A 17,700-nucleotide genomic window follows, 5' to 3' on the forward strand; every position below is an offset into this window, starting at 1 on the left:
GACAATAGCGACACGTCGGGCGAATACGCGAACGACGCACGGCGCCCAGGGCCGGGGACGCGCCCGCACACCGGCACCCCGCCGTGCCTAGGCCCTCTCTTCCGGATCTTGCCGGGCGCACGACGCCGGATCATCCCGGCTGGACGCACCGGCAAACCATCCAAGTACACCCAGTACGAGGACGGTTCGCCGGCACGCCCAGCCGGGCGCCCGACGCCGCGCGCTGATCCGACAAGATCCGGAAGAGAGGGCCTGGCCCGCTCACAGCGCCCGCCTTGCCGCCGCGATCCGCTCCGGATCCCAGCCGCGGTGCGGGACGGACTCCAGCAGCAGCCGGGTGTAGGCGTGCCGGGGGTCCGCCAGGACCGTCGCGGTCGGGCCGGATTCGACGATCCGCCCCGACCGCATCACCACCACCTGGTCGGTGACGCAGCGGACCACGCCCAGGTCGTGGGTGATGAACAGGTAGCCGATGCCGGTCTCGGCGCGGATGTCGGCGAGCAGGTTCAGCACCTGCGCCTGCACCGACACGTCGAGCGCCGCCACCGCCTCGTCCAGCACCACCACGGCCGGCTCGACGGCCAACGCCCGTGCGATCGCGACGCGTTGGCGCTGTCCGCCGGACAGCTGCCGGGGCAGCGCGTCGGCCGCCCGGGTGCCCAGGCCGACCTGGTCGAGGAGTTCCCGCACCCGGCCCTCGTGGTCCCGGCCGGGGAAGTGCAGCCGCAGCGTCTCGCGCAGCGCCGCGCCGACCCCGATCCGCGGATCGAGCGACAGGTACGGGTCCTGGAAGACCATCTGCACCTCGCGGGCGCGGGCCAGCCGGGCCGCCCGGCCGCGCACGGCGGCGGTGCGCTCCCGGCCGCGCACGGTCACCGTCCCGGCGTCCGCGCGGTCCAGGCCGACGACGATCCGGGCGGTGGTGGTCTTCCCCGAGCCGGACTCGCCGACGATGCCGAGCGAACCCCCGGCGGGGAGCGAGAAGCCGACCCGGTCGACGGCGGTGACGGGGCCGAAGCTGCGGCACAGCCCGGACACCTCCAACACGGCCGCCCCGGCAGGGGTTTCAGACATTCGCGGCGCTCCCTTCGAGCCGTTCGGCGTGGTGGCAGGCGGTCAGGTGGTCCGCCGCGCCGGGGGCGGGCCGCGGCCGCGGCGCCTCGGTGCGGCACCGGTCGTCGGCCAGCGGGCACCGGGCGGCGAACGGGCAGCCCGTCAACTCGGCTCGCAGGTCCGGCGGTTGGCCTTCGATCGCGGCGAGCCGGCCGGCCGGCGCGTCGATCCGGGGAGTGGCCGCCAGCAGCGCCGCCGTGTAGGGGTGCCGGGGCCGGTCGAACAGGGCGGCGGCGGGCGCGGTCTCGGCGATCCGCCCGGCGTACATCACGTACACCCGGTCGCTGATGGCGGCGGCCAGGCCCAGGTCGTGGGTGACGAACAGCAGGCCGGTGCCGTACCGGCGGCGCAACCCGTCGAGCAGGGCGACCACTTCGGCCTGCGTGGTCACGTCCAGGGCAGTGGTGGGTTCGTCGGCGAGCAGCAGCGCCGGGTCGCCCATCAGGGCGGCGGCGATCACCACGCGTTGCAGCATGCCGCCGGAGACCTGACCCGGGTAGCGGTCCAGCACGGAGGCGTCCAGGCCGACCGCGTCGAGGAGTTCGGCGGCCCGGCGGTCGGCCGCCGCCCGGTCCAGCGCCCCGGTGAGCAGCACGCTCTCGGTCAGGAAGTCGCCGATCCGGCGCAGCGGGTTGGTGGCGGCACGCGGGTCCTGGTAGATCATCGCGGCGGTGCGCGAGCGCAGTGCGCGCAGTACGGCGGGGCCCGCGCCGAGCACCTCGGTGCCCGCGACCCGGACGCTGCCGTCGGCCGTGGAGCCGGCCGGCCGCAGGCCGAGGGCGCTGCGCGAAGTGAGCGTCTTGCCGGAGCCGGACTCGCCGACCAGCGCGACGGTCTCGCCCGCGCCGACGGTCAGGTCGACGCCGTCGAGCACCGGGCGGGCGGTGGCGGGCAGCCGGAGTGTCAGCCCCCGGATGTCGAGCGCGTTCATCGGTTCCTCCCGGAGACGTGGTCGGCCCAGCGCTCGCCGACGACGTTGAAGGCGACGACGGTCAGCACGATGGCGACGCACGGCAGGACCGCCGACAGCGGGTAGCCGTGCTGGACGGCGCTCTGCCCGTCGAAGACCATCCGCCCCCAGTCGGGGGTGAGCGCCGGCACGCCCAGCCCGAGGAAGGACAGGCCGGCCAGGTCCATCAGCGCGTAGCCGAAGTTGACGGCGGACTGGGCGAGCACCACGGGAGCGATGTTCGGCAGCACGTGCCGCAGCAGGATCTGCGCCGCGGACTGGCCCTGCACCCGGTGCGCGGCGACGTACGGGCGTTCGCGTTCGGTCAGCACCAGCGCCCGGGTGAGGCGGCTGACGTACGGCAGGTAGGCGACGGCCAGCGCGACCACCGGCGCCAGCAGGCCCTCGCCGGCGACCGCGACGACCAGCACGGCGAGCAGCATGCCGGGGAACGCGAAGACCAGTTCGGTGGAGCGGGACAGCAGCGAGTCGAGCCAGCCGCCGCGCCAGGCGGCGGCCGCGCCGACGGCGATCCCGCCGACGGTCGAGAAGACGACCACGCCGAGCGGCCCGAGCAGCGAGGTGCGGGCGCCGATCAGCAGCCGGGCGAGCGTGTCGCGACCGGCGGCGTCCACGCCCAGCGGGTGTCCGGCGCCCGGCCCGGCGAGGGCACTGCCCAGGTCCACGGCGTTCGGGTCGGCGGGGGCGAGCCAGGGCGCCAGCACCGCGGCCAGCACGACCAGGGCGACCACGGCGAGGCAGACCGCCTGGAGCGGGGCCCGGCCGGCGCGCAGCCGCGACAGCACCGGGCGGCGGGTCAGGACGGCGCTCACGCGGCGGACCTCCGGGCGCCGAGGACGACCCGGGGATCGACCAGTGGATGGACCAGGTCGACCAGCAGGTTCACCGCCATGAACAGTGCGACGACGATCAGCGCGACGGCCTGGACGGTCGGGAAGTCCTTGGTGGTGGTGGCCAGTTCGAGCAACTGGCCGAGCCCGCCGACGCTGAACGCCGACTCCACCAGGACGGTGCAGACCAGCAGCGTCGAGACCACCAGCCCACCCGTGGTCAGCACCGTCCCCAGGGCGTTGCGGAACACGTGCCGGACGATCACCCGGCGCTCCGGAACCCCCCGGGCGCGGGCCACCGCCACGTGCTCGCTGCCCAGCTCGTCCAGCATCGCCGAGCGGGTGACCCGGGCCAGCAGACCGACCAGGTACAGCGCCAGCGCGACGGCCGGCAGCGTCAGGTGCCACACCGTGTCGGCGAAGCCCTGGCCGGCCCCGCCGCTCGGGAACCAGCCCAGGCGCACCGCGAACAGGCCCTGGAGCAGCACCGCCGCGACGAACGACGGCGTGCCGACGGCGACCATCGTGGACACCAGGACCGCGGAGTCCGCCGCGCCGCCGCGGACCGCGCCGATCCAGCCCAGCGCCAGGCCCAGCACGACCACGATCAGCAGGGCCATCGCCACCAGCGTCAGCGTGACGGGCAGCCGGTCGGCGAGCAGCCGGGACACGTCGGTGCGGTAGGTCAGCGAGCGGCCGAAGTCGCCGTGCAGCACCTGGCCGAGCCAGCGCAGGTAGCGGACCGGGAACGGGTCGTCCAGGTGGTACTGCTCGTTGATCGCCTGCAGGGCGGCGGGCGACGCCGAGCGGCCGGAGAGCAGGAAGCCCGCCGGGCTGCCCGGTGCCAGGTACATCGCCCCGAACACCACGAACGAGGCGACGAACAGCGTGGCGGCCATCTCCAGCAGCCGCCGGACGGCGAATCTCAGGAAGTTCACCGGGCCGCCCCCACGTCGGCGGCCCACGGGTAGTACAGGTAGGAGATGGTGGTCGGCGCGCCGGTGATCCGCTTGTTCAGGAACACCGCGGTCGGCCACTCCGCCACCGGGATCCACAGCAACTGCTCGGCCGCCCGGTGCTGGAGCTCGGCCTCGACGGGCCCGCGCTCGGCGGGGTCGTACGCGGCGGTGGCCCGGTCGACCAGCTCGTCGTAGCCGGGGTCGCTCCAGCCGGCGAAGTTCTGGTAGGCGCCGGTGCGGAAGTTGGCCAGCAGGTCGAGCGGGTCGGTGACGGAGTCGTAGTACGTCTCCGGGAACATGTCGATGCCCTTGCGGGCCTCCGGGTCGGTGAACAGCGCGGTGAACGCGTTCGGGGCGACCGTCTTCAACTGCACGTCCAGGCCGATCCGGGACCCGGCGTTCTGCACGGCGGTGGCCAGCAGCGACACGTCCAGGCCGATGCTGCTGGTGGCGATGGTGACGGTCCTCCCCGTCGCGCCCGCCTCCGCGACCAGCGCCTTGGCCTTGGCGATGTCCGGCTCGGCGGGCGCGAGGCCGGCGAAGGCGTCGGCGCGCACCTGCTCCGGGAAGCCGCCCCAGGCCGCCTTGGTGGTGAGCGCGCCGGTGGCCGTGCCCGCGCCGCCCAGCCCCGCCTTGACGAAACCGGACCGGTCCAGCGCCATCGACAGCGCACGCCGCACCCGGACGTCGCCGAGCGGGCCCGCCATGCTGGTGATGTTGACGTTGACGGTGCTCAGGCCCTCGCCGAAGTACAGCGTGCCGGCGCCGCTGCGGCTCAACCGGTCGTAGCTCTCGGTCGGGATCAGGTAGCCGCCGTCGGCCTCCCCGCTGAGCATCGCGTTGGTGCGCGCCGACGGGTCGGTGAGAAAGCTGAAGACGACCTTGCCGGACTTCGCCCGGGTGCCCCAGTAGCCGTCGAAGCGCTCCAGCACCACGGACTGGCCCTTGTTCCAGGAACCCAGCCGGTACGGGCCGGTGCAGTCCAGGCTGCCGGAGGTGCCGTAGTCCTTGCCGGCCGCCTCGACGCCCTTCCGGGACGCCACCACGCCGGCGGCGGTGGCCAGGTACTGGGTGAACTGCGAGTCGGCGCGCTTCAGTTTGACGGTGACCTGGAGCGGCCCGGTCGCACTGACGCTGTCGACGTTCTGGAACGCCTGCTGCCAGGCGGCGGCGTTCTCCGGGTCCGTCTGCCGGCCGAGGCTGAAGACCACGTCGTCGGCGGTCAGCACCGAGCCGTCGTGGAAGCGCACCCCGGCGCGCAGGTCGAACACCCAGGTCAGCGGGTCCGGGTTGGACGCCTTCTCGGCCAGACCCGGACCGAGGGTCAGCTGCGGCGTCCAGCGCATCAGGCTCTCGCAGACGTTGGACAGGATGGTGTTCTGCGGGTAGTCGAACGCCATCGTCCAGTCCAGCGTGGGCGGTTCCGCGTACAGGGCCCAGCTGAACGAGTCGATGTCGCCCGCGGCGGGCGGGGTGGAGGCGGACAGCTTGAACTGCCCGCCGCCCGCGCCGCCGGACGCGGGCGGACCCGAACAGGCCGTCAGCAGCGAACCGGCCAGCAGCGCGGCGGCGGCCAGCGCGGCGGTGCGCCGGGCGGGGGAGGCTGTGTGCGGGGCGGGCGAGGCGGTGGCGCGTCTCGCGGGTGGGGCGGTGGTCGGGGGCACGGGAGCTCCTCGGTCGGTGACGCAGGGTCAGGCGCGGGATCAGACGCGGGATCAGGCGCGGGCGGCGGGAACCTGCTGGGTGATGCAGTGGACGCCGCCGCCGCCGAAGGCGATGACACGGGCCCGCACCCCGACGACCTTGCGGTCCGGGTGGGCGGCGGCGATCACGGCGAGCGCGCCGGCGTCCTCCGGGTGGCCGGCGACCGGGACGACCACGCCGCCGTTCGCCAGGTAGTAGTTGAGGTAGCCGACCTCGACCGGCCGGCCGTCCACCTCGACGAACGCGGCCTGCTGCACGTCGACGATCTCGAAGCGGCGCCCCTGCGCGTCGGTGCTGTGCTCCAGCACCGCGCGGTTGGCGCGCATCCGCGCGTAGTCGGGGTGCCCCGGGTCGGCCGGCAGCTGGACCACGACCTTGCCGGGCGCGGCGAACGCGCACACCCCGTCCACGTGGCCGTCCGTCTCGGTGTCCAGCAGCCCGCCGTACGGCAGCCAGATCACCTTGGTGACGCCGAGCCGGTCCTTCAGCTCGGCCTCGATCTCCTCGCGGGTCATCCCCGGGTTGCGGTTGGGGTGCAGCAGGCACTGCTCGGTGGTGATCAGCGTGCCCTCGCCGTCGACGGTGATCGCGCCGCCCTCCAGCACCATCGCGGAGCGGATCGCCGGGACGCCCAGGTGCTCCAGCAGCAGGCCGGACACCCGGTCGTCGGCGTCCCACGGGGTGTGCTTGCGGCCCCAGGCGTTGAACCGGAAGTCGACGCCCGCCAGTCGGCCGTCCCCGTCCCGGACGAAGATCGGCGCGCTGTCGCGGAACCACGAGTCGTCCAGCGGGAGTTCGAGGACGGTCACGCCGTCGCCGCACAGCTCCCGGGCCTCCCCGCCGTGCCCGGGCGGCGCGACCATCGTGACCGGCTCGAACCCGGCGATCGCGCGGGCCACCTCGGCGTACTCCCGCTTCGCCTCGGCCAGCACCCCGCCCCACAGATCGGGGCGGACGGGCCAGGCCATCAGGCAGCCCTGGTGCTCGGTCCATTCGGCAGGCATGCGGTGGGTCATGGTGCAGATCCGTTCTTGAGGGGTTGGGCCCAGATCCTGCACCGAACTGAAAATTCAGTCAAGGTTTGGGGCGGGATGAGGGTCCGAATGGGACTTCGCATGGTGAAGTTGCCTGATGCGCACGGGAGATCGTGCGTTCGGTGGGCTGAAGATATGGTCAGGAACAGCCCGGCCCGAGGTAGAGTGCCGAGCCATGACGGACCGTCGAACAGAGATACTCATGGCCGCGACCCGGGTCATCGCCCGCCGGGGCGTCCGCGGCCTGCGAGTGGACGAACTCGCCGCCGAGGCCGGCGTCTCCACCTCGCTGATCTACTACCACTTCGGCGACCGGGCCGGAATCCTGCGCCGAACCCTGGAGTTCGTCAACGACCGCGCCGACCGGTACACCACCGGCCGGCGCGGCGGGACCGGCCCGGACGGCGCCCGCCAGGAGCTGGAACAGGTTCTGTTGCTGGAGCTCCAGGACCTGCCCGAGGTGCGCGAGAACAGCACCGCCTGGGGAGAGTTGAGAGCCAGCGCAATCTTCGAACCGGACCTGCGGGACGACCTCGCCCGGGCCACCCGCGCCTGGGTGCAGGAGATCGCGGACCTGCTGGCCCGGGCCGACCCGGTCGGCGCCGCCCCCGGGCACGCCGCCGCCGCCGAACGGCTGACCGCCCTGCTCGAAGGGCTCAGCATGCGCTGGCTCAGCGGCGCCCTGCCGCTCGACCACGCCCGCGCGCTGCTGCTGGGCGCGGTCGGGACGGAACTCGGGCCGGCGGCCGACCTGGCAGCCGGCCGCCGGCAGACGTACTGACCAAGCGGTCAGAGGAAGTACAGCCGGCTCAGCGAGACTTGGTCGGCCGGCTCGGAGCGCACCTCGGCCCCGTCGAACAGCACCGTCCCGCTCCGCCGGTCCACCTCCACCAGCCCGGTGCGTGAATTGCGCACCAGGTCGCGCGGCCCGATGCCACGCGTCCCGCGCACCCCCACCCGCCGCCGGCGCGTCGTCATCCCGTCGTACGGGCGCCCCGGCGAGGCCGCCTCGGCGGCGGCCTGCGCGACGAACGCCACCGACAGGTCGGCCGCGGTCGCACCGTGCGCCCCGAACAGCGGCCCCAGCACCAGCGGCTGGCAGTTCTCGGTGGCCGCATTCGGATCGCCCGTCACCCCGTACGCGGGGAAGCCGGCCTTCAGCACCAGTTGCGGCTTGGCGCCGAACCGGTCGGGCCGCCAGAGCACGATGTCGGCCAGCTTGTCGACCTCGATCGAGCCGACCTCGTGCGAAAGCCCGTGCGCGATGGCCGGGTTGACGGTCAGCTTGGCGATGTAGCGGAGCACCCGCTCGTTGTCGTCGTCCGGGCCGTCCCCCTCCATCGGCCCGAGTTCGGCCTTCATCTTGCCGGCCATCGCGAAGGTGCGGCGCACGGTCTCGCCGGCCCGGCCCATGCCCTGGGCGTCGGAGGAGGTGATGCCGATGACCCCGAGGTCGTGCAGCACGTCCTCGGCGCCCATCGTGCCGGCCCGGATCCGGTCGCGGGCCATCGCCGCGTCGCCCGGCAGGTCCGGCTTGAGGTCGTGCGCGGAGACGATCATGTCGTAGTGCTCGCCCAGCGCGTCGCGGCCGAACGGCAGGGTCGGGTTGGTGGAGGAGCCGATCACGTTCGGCACGCCGGCCATCTTCAGCACGTTCGGCACGTGGCCGCCGCCGCACCCCTCGATGTGGAAGGCGTGGATGGTGCGGCCCTCCAGCACCGCGAGGGTGTCCTCCACCGACAGGCACTCGTTCAACCCGTCGGTGTGCAGGGCCACTTGGACGTCGTACTCCTCGGCGACCCGCAGCGCGGTGTCCAGCGCCCGGGTGTGCGCGCCCATGTCCTCGTGCACCTTGAAGCCGGACGCGCCGCCCTCGGCCAGCGCCTCGATCAGCGGCGCCGGGTCGGAGGACGAACCGCGGCCCAGGAAGCCGATGTTGACCGGCCAGGCGTCGAAGGAGTTGAACGCGTGCCGCAGCGCCCACGGCGAGTTGACGCCGACGCCCCAGACCGGGCCGAACTCCTGCCCGATGATCGTCGTCACACCGGACGCCAGCGAGGCCTCCATGATGCGCGGCGACATCAGATGCACGTGGGTGTCGATGGCGCCGGCCGTGGCGATCAGGCCCTCGCCGGAGACGATCGCGGTACCCGTGCCGACCACCACCTCCACCCCGTCCAGGGTGTCCGGGTTGCCCGCCCGGCCGATCGCCGAGATCCGGCCCGCCCGAATACCGATCGAGGTCTTCCGGATGCCCTGCACCGCGTCGATCACCAACACGTTGGAGATCACCAGGTCACAGGTCTCGCGGACCGCGGCGGCCTTCAAATGCTGCCCGTCGCGGGCGGTCTTGCCGAACCCCACCAGGAACTCGTCGCCCGGGGCCTGCGAGTCCGACTCGACCCGGACGATCAGCCCCGAGTCGCCGAGCCGGACCCGGTCGCCCGCCCGCGGACCGTGCACCGCGACGTACTCGTGCGTGTCGATGCTGCTGCTCACCGTCGTCCCTCCACCATGTCCACCATGTCCGCCGTGTCCCCGTCCGTGTCGAGACAGCCGGTCGCCCGGGCCCTGGCCAGCGCCGCGTCCTTCGCGCCCGGCGCGTCCAGCGGACCGTCCACCAGGCCGGCGAAACCGATCGCCACCCGCCGGCCGCCGATCGGCACCAGGCCGACCTCGACGGCCGCCCCCGGGTCGAAGCGCACCGAGGAGCCGGCCGGCACCGCCAGCCGCATCCCGTACGCGGCCGAGCGGTCGAACGCCAGGCGCGGGTTCGACTCGAAGAAATGGAAGTGCGAGGTCACCGAGATCGGCACCGACGCCGTGTTGCGGACCGTCAACCGGACGACGGGCGACGGCGGTTCGGCCGGATCGGCACCCGGCAGGACAGCACCGGGCGCAGCCTCGCCGCTGCCCGCCGCGCCGGCGAACGGCGAGGTGACCACCGCCAGACGCGTCCCGTCCTCGAACACCGCCTCCACGTACACCTCCGTCAGCAGATCGACCACCCCGGGCAGCACGTCGTCGGCGCTCAGCACGGTGCGGCCCGCCTCGATCGCCTCGGCCAGCCGGCGGCCGTCGCGGGCCGCCTCGCAGACCGTGTCGGCGATCAGCGCCGTCGCCTCCGGCAGGTTCAGCCGCACCCCACGCGCCCGTCGGGTGCGGGCCAACTCGGCGGCCGAGAACAGCAGCAGTCGGTCACGTTCCGTCGGAGTCAGCTGCATGCCCGCTCACCGCCCGCCGTCGGGAAGGTCAGGCACGGCAGGACGCCGAACGGCCGCAGCGCGGCGCGGGGGAAGGGAGGAGGGAGGGGCAACGGAGGCTCCAGAACGAGGGGGTGGGAAGGACGTCGGAAGTCGAAGGAAGGCGGCGGCGCAGTGGCGGGCAGTGGCGGTCGACCGCCGAACCGCGTCGCGATCAGGCCAGCGGTTCGTGCATGGTCGAGCAGTGGATGCCGCCGCCCCCGGCCATCAGGCGGTCGACGTCGAGCTGGACCACCTCGCGGCCCGGGAACGCGGCGGCAAGAGTGCGGCGGGCGGCCTCGTCCTTGACCCGGTCGCCGAACTCCGCGGTGATCACACCGCCGTTGACCAGATGGAAGTTGAGGTAGGAGTCGACGAACGCCGCACTCCTGGAACGCACCGTGTCCGGTCCGTCCACCCGGATCACCTGAAGCCGCCGCCCCCGGGCGTCCGTCGCGGCGCTCAGCAACGCGAACTGCTCACGGGCCCCGCGCGCCCACACGTCGTCGCGGTCCGGCGGCGGCAGCTGCACCATCACCACACCCGGCCGGACGAAACGCGAGGTGACATCCACGTGGTCGTCCGTGATGTCCTTGCCGCGAATGCCGGGCAGCCAGATCATCTTCCGCGCGCCGTACGCGCTCAGCACGGCCGCCTCGACCTCCTCGCGGCCCAAGCCGGGGTTGCGGTTCCGGTTCACCAGGCTGCTCTCGGTCGCGATCACCGTGCCGTCGCCGTCCGCCTCGACGGCCCCGCCCTCGCCCACGAACCCGGCCCGCTCGAACGGAACCCCGCAGCGCCGCGCGACCTCCTCGGCCACCCGTGCATCGTCGGCGTGCACCTGCTTGCGGCCCCACCCGTTGAAGCCCAGGCCCACCGCGTCCAGCCCGCCCGCACCGTCCCGGCGGAACACCGGCGCGATGTCCCGCATCCACAGGTCGTCCGTGGGGACGGCGGTGGTCACCTCCACCGCCGACCCGCACCGGTCACGCACCTGCCGGGCGCTGTACCCGTCCGGGGCGCACATCACCACCGGCTCGAACTCGGCGACGGTCGCCGCGATCAGCGCGATGTCCTGCTGCACACCCGCCAACTGCCGCCCCCAGACCGACTTCCGCGACGGCCAGGACATCCACGTCCGGGCATGCGGTTCGTGCTCCGCCGGAACCCACCGACGGTGCGGGTGCGGGTACGCGTGCGACGGGCCGGTGTCCGCGCTGCTCGAAGTGTTCGGGGTCGGCCCGGCCTCGTCCGGCTCCGGTGCGCCGAGCGCCCACCGGAGCGGCGGGAACGCTTCCAGCAGACGGTCGGCGAACGTGCGCTCGCCAGGGTGCTCGGCCATGCGGACCTCCAGATCAAGTGTCGCCGCCGCTGCCTCCCGACGCCGCCTGCGGGCGGACGGGCTCTCGGTTCGGCCGACCGCGCGGCGCAGGCGCTCCGTCCGGGCGGGAAACGCGGCATCGGACGTGCGGGACATCCCGCGCCGACTGGCCCAGCGTGGCACTGACTGAAAAATCAGTCAATATTGGAGGTGCGAAAACGCCGCAGCCCGGACCGGCCGGCGCGAGCCGACCGCCCGGACTGCGGCGTGAGGGGGACCCGGAGGCGGGAGGCTCAGCGGCCGAGCCGCTCCAGTTCCGTGGTGATCGCTTCGCCGAGCAGCGTGCGGGCATGGGTCAGCGGCAGCGTCCCGCTCAGCCACCGCATGCTCAGCCCCTCCAGCAGCGCCGTCAGCCGCTCCGCGGCCGCGGCCAGCTCCGGGGCCGGAGTCATCGGCCGCACCCGGCCCAGCAGTTCGGCGATCTCCTGGACCCAGACCAGGGTCGCCCGGGCCAGATCCTCCCGCAACGAGTCGTCGAACACCGCGCTCGCCCGCAGCTCCCCCCAGGCGACGCTGTTCTCCCGGACCTCCGGCACGTCCTGGAGCTCCAGCAGCAACGCGTGCTCCAACTCCTCCCGCGGCCCCAACGGCGGTGCCCCCGCCTCGCGCACGGCGGTGTAGCGCCCGGCGCGATCGTTGATGAACTCCAGGGTCTGCCGAAGAATCCCGGTACGGTCCTTGAAGTGGTAGTAGATCAGTGCGGTGGACACCCCGGCCTCGGCCGCAAGCTCCTCAACCCGCAGCCCACGCACCCCGCGCCGGGCAATCACCCGCGCGGATGCCTCCAGAATTGACGTTTTACGACTGGCCACGACCCACCACCCTACTGCCGCCACGCCGGCATCCGGACGCCGCCCGAACTGACCGGAACATCAGCGTGCGTGCCACCGCCGAGAAACTCGGGGCAGCACCGAGAACCTCAGGGCAGCATCCGCCACCTGCTCGTTCCCGCTCACCCGTGGTCGGCGCCGGGGCGTGTGGGCCGTGCGTCGGTCAACGACGTGACGTGGTGCAGGCATGGTTGCGCACTCTTTCGGGTGGATGTCGCCAGGTCGGCCTTGGCGGCGGTTGCGGGGGGTGCCACTTTGAGCTCCCAAGGTGAGGGTTTTGCTCGGGCTTGGGTGGGCGGGGCCTTGGGAGACCGACGTCGCCCCGGGCCGGTCCGACTCTCCCTCTTCGCCGGCTTTCGCGAAAAGGAGCCTCTCTATGCGTTTCCCTGGATCGGCGCGGCTGGCTGCCGCTGCCTCTGCGGCTGCGTTTCTCGTGCCGGTGGCGACCGCCGCTGCCGCCCCGGCTCCGCCGAGTCGGAGCGTGCAGGCAGTTCCGGCATCCGTCGCCGCGTCGCCGCGATCGGTCGACGAACCGCACTGCGCGGGGGAGTGGATCGACTCCAACTCCGACGACACGCGGGAGATGAAGAGCTGGCTGTGCATGTACGACGCCGGAGACTCCAAGAACGTCTACGCGGGCCTGTGGACCGAGTGTCGCTGGTGGAAGATCATCGGCTGGTCGGCGCCGCCCAACGGCTGCCGGATCTGGGAGCCCAGCGACTACAAGCTCACGGCACCGGACGGCACGGTGTACGAGGGCACCTTCCCCGGGGCGTCCGGTTCCAGCAAGGCCGCCTCGGAGAGCGGCCGGTTCCCCTGCCAGGAAGGCACCTGGAAGGTGTGGAGCTACTACGGAGTCCAGATGAAGGACATCCTCGGCAACTGGGGCAGCAGCGTGGCCGGCACCCACGAGGGCACCTTCACCGTCCACTGCCCCTGACCACCGCAGGCCCCCTCGCGCGTCAGCACTCCTCGTTCGGCGCTGCTCCGTGCGGCCCGGCCCTCGAATCCATCGGGGGCCGGGCCGCCGCCACGCCGGGCGTCTTCGTGCTCCGACCGGCACCCCGGGCCCGGTGGGTCGCACTGCGGGCGGGGCAGGGCGGGACGGGTGGGGGCAAGCTGTCGTCATATGACGACGGCAAGCTCCCTCCGGAATGAGTGGTTTCACGCGGTCATCACCATTGTTGCCCTTCCCCTTGTGGCCTTGCGGACACCGCAACGCACAATTCCACCGCCGGCCGCAGCAGGCGCTGGAGAAAGGACTCCCGGATTCCGATCGGATCGGGCAGGAGCGGATTTCTCGCCACCACGGTGATCCGCCGGAATCCCAGTGGCACCACCAGTGGCTGCCACTCCCGCCCGGCGCCGACTGCGGGGCGGGGCAGGCCCAGGTCCGGTGTGTGGGCGGCGCCGGGGCGGGGCGGCGGTGGAACGGGGGGGCTGTGCTGCGCGGTCTTTTTCGGCCGGGCCGACCGGGTCGAATTCCGTTCGGCGCGCGATCCGGGAATCACGCCGGGCGTACGCCCCCTGACGGGTCGGGGGTGTCCGACGATGACCGAAATACGGGCGGTTCGGGGGAGGACTGTGCAGGCTACAGTGAACGCCTTGCAAGCCAGATCGGTGACAGGCACCCGATAGCGGTAGGCCCATCGGCCCCCAAGGAGACGCCGTGCGAGCTCTGGTATATCTCGGTCCCGGTTTCCATTCCGATTCCGGTCCGCATCCCGTCGAGTTGCGGGACCATCCGCGTCCGGAGGCGTCCGGACGCGACGACGTCGTGGTGAGGGTCGTGGGGACGGGGATCTGCGGGACGGACCGCAAGATCCTGCTGGGCCGCTTCCCGGCCCGGCCCGGAGTGGTCCTCGGACACGAGTCGGTCGGCGTGGTGGAGGAGGTCGGAGCGGACGTGACGTCCGTCCGTCCCGGCGACCGGGTCGTGGTCAATCCGACGCTGTACTGCGGCAGTTGTCCGCCCTGCCGGCGGGGCGCGACCAACCACTGCCGGAACAAGCGGGGCACCGAGGTCGGCGTCGACCGCGACGGCACGTACGCCGAGCACGTGGTGCTGCCGGAACGTTTCACCGAACGGCTGCCGGACGCCCTCGCGTTCCGGCGCGCCGTGCTGGTGGAGCCGCTGGCCTGCGTCCTCAACAACGTGCTCGCCGCGGACGTGGGCCCCGGCGACACCGTGGCCGTGCTGGGCGCGGGACCGATCGGCCTCCTCACCGCCCTGGTCGCCGCGCGCGGGGCACGCCGGGTGGTGATCGCCGAGTCGGACCCGTACCGGCTGGCCGTCGCCGGACCGCTGGTCGACCGGACCGTCGACGTCGGCGGGCCGAACCCGCTCGAAGCGGTGGTCAAGGCCGGGGACGGACGCCGGCCCGACATCGTCTTCGACACCACCGGGGTCGCCGTCGAGCAGGCGCTGCAACTGGTGGCAGACGGCGGCCGGGTCGTCGCCATGGGCTTCGACGACAGCTACCGGCCCAGCATCAGCCCGCTGTACCTGACCAACCACGGCGTCAGCCTGATCGGGGCCGGCGACTACCGGGCGGACACCTTCCCGATCGCGGTCGACCTGATCGGCGACCTGCCGTTGGACTCGCTGGTCACCCACGAGTTCCCGCTCGACCGCTACCAGGACGCCTTCGCGCTGCTCTCCGCCGGGGCCGACGGAACGGCGCGCGGCACCGGCCACGACGCCGGCCACGGCTCGGGCGGCACCGGCTACGGTGCGATGAAGGTCGTCATCCGGTCCGACACCGCCCCGGCGGGCCCGGACGGCTGGCCGGAGGTCACCGGATGAGCCCGCGTCACGCGCTGTACGGCTCGGTCGAGTCGGGCGGCACCAAAGTGGTCTGCCTGGTGGGGACTTCACCCGAGAACGTGCTGGCCCAGGCCAGGTTCCCGACCGGGGAGCCCGGAGAGACCCTGGCACGCGTCGCCGACTTCTTCGGCCGGGCGACGGAACGGCACGGACCGCTGGCCGCCATCGGCGTCGCCTCGTTCGGCCCGCTGGAGCTGCGCCCGAACCTCCCGATGTACGGGTTCACCACCGACACGCCCAAACCGGGCTGGGCCGACGTCGACGTACTCGGCTCGCTGGCACGGGAGTTGAACGTACCGATCGGCATCGACACGGACGTCAACGGCGCGGCCCTCGGCGAGGGACGGTGGGGCGCCGCGCGAGGGCTCGACACCTACGTGTACCTCACCGTCGGGACCGGCATCGGCGGCGGCGCGATCATCGGCGGACGGCCCGTCAGGGGCCTGGTCCACACCGAGATGGGGCACGTGGCGGTGAGCCGGCGGCCCGGCGACGACTTCCCGGGCAACTGCCCCTTCCACGGCGACTGCCTGGAAGGCATGGCCGGAGGCACCGCCGTCGCGGACCGGTGGGGGCGGCCCGCGGAGCAGCTGACCGGGGACGAGCTGCACCGGGCGGTCGAGCTCGAAGCCGGCTACCTGGCCGAGGGACTGCGCAGCATCGTCTACTGCACCGCTCCCGAGCGGATCGTGATCGGCGGCGGCATGTCGGTGCTCCCCGGACTGCTTCCCGCCGTACGGGCGGAACTGCTCAAACAGCTCGGCGGGTATCCGGGGCTGCCCGAACAGGCCGCCGACGACTTCGTCGTGCCGGCGGAACTCGGCGCGATGGCCGGTCCGGCCGGCGGCCTCGTCCTGGCGTTCCGGGCCGAGGCGCAGCACAAGACCCGCTGACCGTACGGCGGGGAGCGGTCCGCGTTCGGCCGGGACTCGGGCCTGCGCGGCCGATCCTGCCGGGCGCGCGATCGACCGGACAGGCCCCGGGGCGCAGCAGGGCTGCGGTGTGGCGTGCCCGAAAGCATGTGGACGGCAGGAAGGATGACGGAGTGGTGACGACCGGCCCCATCGAGCTCGACGTCGGTACGCGCGCCTGGCTGCACGGCGAGGCCCTGCCCGGGGAACGCGTCCGGTGCGCGGGGCGGCTTCTCGGAGGCTGCAACAACGAGCTGATCCTGCTGGTGACCGAGGCGGACGGGCGCTACGTGCTGCGCCGCTTCCGGCCCGGCGGGGAGAGCGGGGTCCGGCGCAACACGTGCGAGGTCGAGGCCGCGCTGCTGCGGCGCCTGCACGGGCGGCTTCCGCTGCCCGAGCTGGTGGCCGCCGACCCGGACGGCGCGGCCACGGGATGTCCGTCCCTGCTCTACCGCTACATCAGGGGTGTTCCGCTGACCGAGGCGCTGGCGGACGCCTCCGGACCGGCCGCCGCAGACCTGGGCCGGGCGGTCGGCGCGGCCCTGGCCCTGGTCTCCGGATGGGAACTGCCCCGGCCCGGCCGCTTCGAGGAGGCGTCGCTCGTTCCGCAGCCGCCGGACGGCCGGAGCGACCTGCAGGCCTTCGTGGAACACTGCCTGGCGGCCGCGGAGCGACGCCCCCCACCGGCGGGCCGGGCGGCGCCCCGGCTCAGCGCGTCGGACGCCCGGACGCTGAGCCGGCTGGCCGAACGGGCGGCGCCGCTCTGCGCCCGCGCCGCCGCCGACCACCGGCTCGTCCACAACGACTTCAACCCCAAGAACCTGCTGGTCGCACCGGGCCACGACGGACGCTGGGAGGTCGCCGCCGTCCTCGACTGGGAACTCGCCTTCAGCGGCCCGCCGCTGATGGACGTCGGCAACATGCTGCGCTTCGAGGACGACTACCCGCCGGACTACTCCCGGGCGTTCCTGGACGGCTTCCGGGACGGCGGCGGGCCGCTGCCCGACGACTGGCGGCGCACCAGCCGGGCCCTGGACCTGTTCGCCCTGGCCGACATCCTGACCAACCCGCCGGACCGCCGGGTGTTCGACCGGGTCCGCGCCGTCATGGTGCGCCGCGCGGCCGCGGAGAACGTCCTTTCCGGCTCCGTTCCGAGCTGATTACCGGCCCGTCCGCATTACTGACACGGCCTATTGGCTCGGCCTATTGACGAGGCCTATTGACACGGCCATCCCCGAGAGACAGTCTGAGCGGACAGGAATGCGTTGTGCCGAATTTCGGCAGACTTTTCCATCGGCTTCTTCGGCGGCCGGTGCAGAACCGGCCCGATGGAAGGCAGGAAACGGTGGAAGAAAACCCCGAGAACGATGTCCTGATCATCACTCCCGACGTCAAGTGCAACGGCATCCCGCCGACCCCGGCGCAGACCGAGGGCCCGTACTACAAGCCGGCCACACCGTTCAAGACGAACTTCCGGTCCGACGTCCCGACCGGGACCCCCATGGTGCTGTCGGGCCGGGTCGTGGACCCGGACGGCAAGCCGATCGGGGGCGCTCTGCTGGACTTCTGGCAGGTCGGCGACGAGGGCGTGTACGACGAGGAGGGGTTCACCCTCCGCGGGCACCAGTTCGCCGACGAGGAGGGGAACTGGCGGCTGGAGACCGTCCTGCCGGCCGAGTACCCGGGCCGGACGCGGCACCTGCACGTGAAGGTGCAGCCGCCCGGCGGCGGCGTCCTGACCACCATGCTGTACTTCCCCGGCGAACGCCGGAACCGGCTCGACAAGTATTTCCGCCCCGAATGCCTGATGGACGTTCAGGAAACCCCGGAGGGGTGGCAGGCGAGTTTCACCTTCATTCTGCCCTCCTGAGCAATTCCGGGGCGCTGTCGGTCGTCGAA

At 72.9% G+C, this 17,700-nt stretch carries 16 protein-coding genes; 6 read left to right on the plus strand and 10 right to left on the minus strand.

Annotated elements, in window-relative coordinates; translation table 11 throughout:
- Window positions 1-261 precede the first annotated feature (261 nt).
- The 6 genes from AMK19_RS11230 to AMK19_RS11255 are packed head-to-tail and all read right to left on the minus strand — an operon-like array spanning window position 262 to window position 6,592.
- Entirely contained in the window at window positions 262-1,074 is an 813-nt protein-coding gene (locus AMK19_RS11230) for an ABC transporter ATP-binding protein (protein WP_073810584.1), read from the minus strand.
- Window positions 1,067-2,044 carry an ABC transporter ATP-binding protein gene (locus AMK19_RS11235; protein WP_073810586.1) on the minus strand — a complete coding sequence of 326 codons (978 nt, stop codon included), beginning with the start codon at window positions 2,042-2,044 and terminating at the stop codon, window positions 1,067-1,069. Before AMK19_RS11235 ends, AMK19_RS11230 begins: the two co-directional genes overlap by 8 nt.
- Complete coding sequence (locus AMK19_RS11240; protein WP_073810588.1) at window positions 2,041-2,895, minus strand: ABC transporter permease; 855 nt, start codon at window positions 2,893-2,895, stop codon at window positions 2,041-2,043. Before AMK19_RS11240 ends, AMK19_RS11235 begins: the two co-directional genes overlap by 4 nt.
- Window positions 2,892-3,851, minus strand: a complete 960-nt coding sequence (locus tag AMK19_RS11245) for an ABC transporter permease (protein ID WP_083646706.1) — start codon at window positions 3,849-3,851, stop codon at window positions 2,892-2,894. Before AMK19_RS11245 ends, AMK19_RS11240 begins: the two co-directional genes overlap by 4 nt.
- The gene (locus tag AMK19_RS11250) at window positions 3,848-5,536 is read right to left on the minus strand and encodes an ABC transporter substrate-binding protein (protein ID WP_083646659.1); all 1,689 of its coding nucleotides are present in this window, start codon (window positions 5,534-5,536) and stop codon (window positions 3,848-3,850) included. Before AMK19_RS11250 ends, AMK19_RS11245 begins: the two co-directional genes overlap by 4 nt.
- Before the next feature lie 51 nt (window positions 5,537-5,587).
- Window positions 5,588-6,592, minus strand: a complete 1,005-nt coding sequence (locus AMK19_RS11255; RefSeq protein ID WP_083646660.1) for an agmatine deiminase family protein — start codon at window positions 6,590-6,592, stop codon at window positions 5,588-5,590.
- 193 nt (window positions 6,593-6,785) lie between these two features.
- Here AMK19_RS11255 and AMK19_RS11260 point away from each other — a divergent pair, with 193 nt between their 5' ends.
- Window positions 6,786-7,391 carry a TetR/AcrR family transcriptional regulator gene (locus tag AMK19_RS11260; protein ID WP_073810590.1) on the plus strand — a complete coding sequence of 202 codons (606 nt, stop codon included), beginning with the start codon at window positions 6,786-6,788 and terminating at the stop codon, window positions 7,389-7,391.
- 8 nt (window positions 7,392-7,399) lie between these two features.
- Here AMK19_RS11260 and AMK19_RS11265 read toward each other — a convergent pair whose 3' ends face one another.
- The 4 genes from AMK19_RS11265 to AMK19_RS11280 all read right to left on the minus strand — a co-directional run bounded on the left by AMK19_RS11265 (window position 7,400) and on the right by AMK19_RS11280 (window position 12,045).
- Window positions 7,400-9,109, minus strand: coding sequence for an urease subunit alpha (locus AMK19_RS11265; protein ID WP_073810592.1), 1,710 nt, complete (start codon window positions 9,107-9,109; stop codon window positions 7,400-7,402).
- On the minus strand, window positions 9,106-9,834 hold the full coding sequence (gene ureA, locus AMK19_RS11270) for an urease subunit gamma (protein ID WP_073810593.1): 729 nt from the start codon (window positions 9,832-9,834) through the stop codon (window positions 9,106-9,108). The genes AMK19_RS11265 and ureA overlap by 4 nt, the downstream gene beginning before the upstream one ends.
- Window positions 9,835-10,027: 193 nt before the next feature.
- Window positions 10,028-11,194: an agmatine deiminase family protein gene (locus AMK19_RS11275; protein WP_083646661.1), complete on the minus strand. Its 1,167-nt coding sequence runs from the start codon at window positions 11,192-11,194 to the stop codon at window positions 10,028-10,030.
- A 272-nt stretch (window positions 11,195-11,466) separates the two neighbouring features.
- Entirely contained in the window at window positions 11,467-12,045 is a 579-nt protein-coding gene (locus AMK19_RS11280) for a TetR/AcrR family transcriptional regulator (RefSeq protein ID WP_073810902.1), read from the minus strand.
- A gap of 499 nt (window positions 12,046-12,544) precedes the next feature.
- Here AMK19_RS11280 and AMK19_RS11285 point away from each other — a divergent pair, with 499 nt between their 5' ends.
- The 5 genes from AMK19_RS11285 (at window position 12,545) to AMK19_RS11305 (ending at window position 17,671) form a co-directional block, all read left to right on the plus strand.
- Window positions 12,545-13,003, plus strand: coding sequence for a hypothetical protein (locus AMK19_RS11285; protein ID WP_073810595.1), 459 nt, complete (start codon window positions 12,545-12,547; stop codon window positions 13,001-13,003).
- 837 nt (window positions 13,004-13,840) lie between these two features.
- Entirely contained in the window at window positions 13,841-14,869 is a 1,029-nt protein-coding gene (locus tag AMK19_RS11290) for an alcohol dehydrogenase catalytic domain-containing protein (protein WP_073810597.1), read from the plus strand.
- Window positions 14,866-15,783 carry an ROK family protein gene (locus AMK19_RS11295; RefSeq protein ID WP_073810599.1) on the plus strand — a complete coding sequence of 306 codons (918 nt, stop codon included), beginning with the start codon at window positions 14,866-14,868 and terminating at the stop codon, window positions 15,781-15,783. The genes AMK19_RS11290 and AMK19_RS11295 overlap by 4 nt, the downstream gene beginning before the upstream one ends.
- A gap of 155 nt (window positions 15,784-15,938) precedes the next feature.
- Window positions 15,939-16,961, plus strand: coding sequence for a phosphotransferase family protein (locus AMK19_RS11300; RefSeq protein WP_158071888.1), 1,023 nt, complete (start codon window positions 15,939-15,941; stop codon window positions 16,959-16,961).
- A gap of 185 nt (window positions 16,962-17,146) precedes the next feature.
- Window positions 17,147-17,671: a dioxygenase family protein gene (locus tag AMK19_RS11305; protein WP_073810603.1), complete on the plus strand. Its 525-nt coding sequence runs from the start codon at window positions 17,147-17,149 to the stop codon at window positions 17,669-17,671.
- Window positions 17,672-17,700 lie beyond the last annotated feature (29 nt).

Origin of the sequence: Kitasatospora sp. CB01950 (assembly GCF_001905465.1) — a bacterium.
In the GTDB taxonomy this organism is placed as follows: domain Bacteria; phylum Actinomycetota; class Actinomycetes; order Streptomycetales; family Streptomycetaceae; genus Kitasatospora.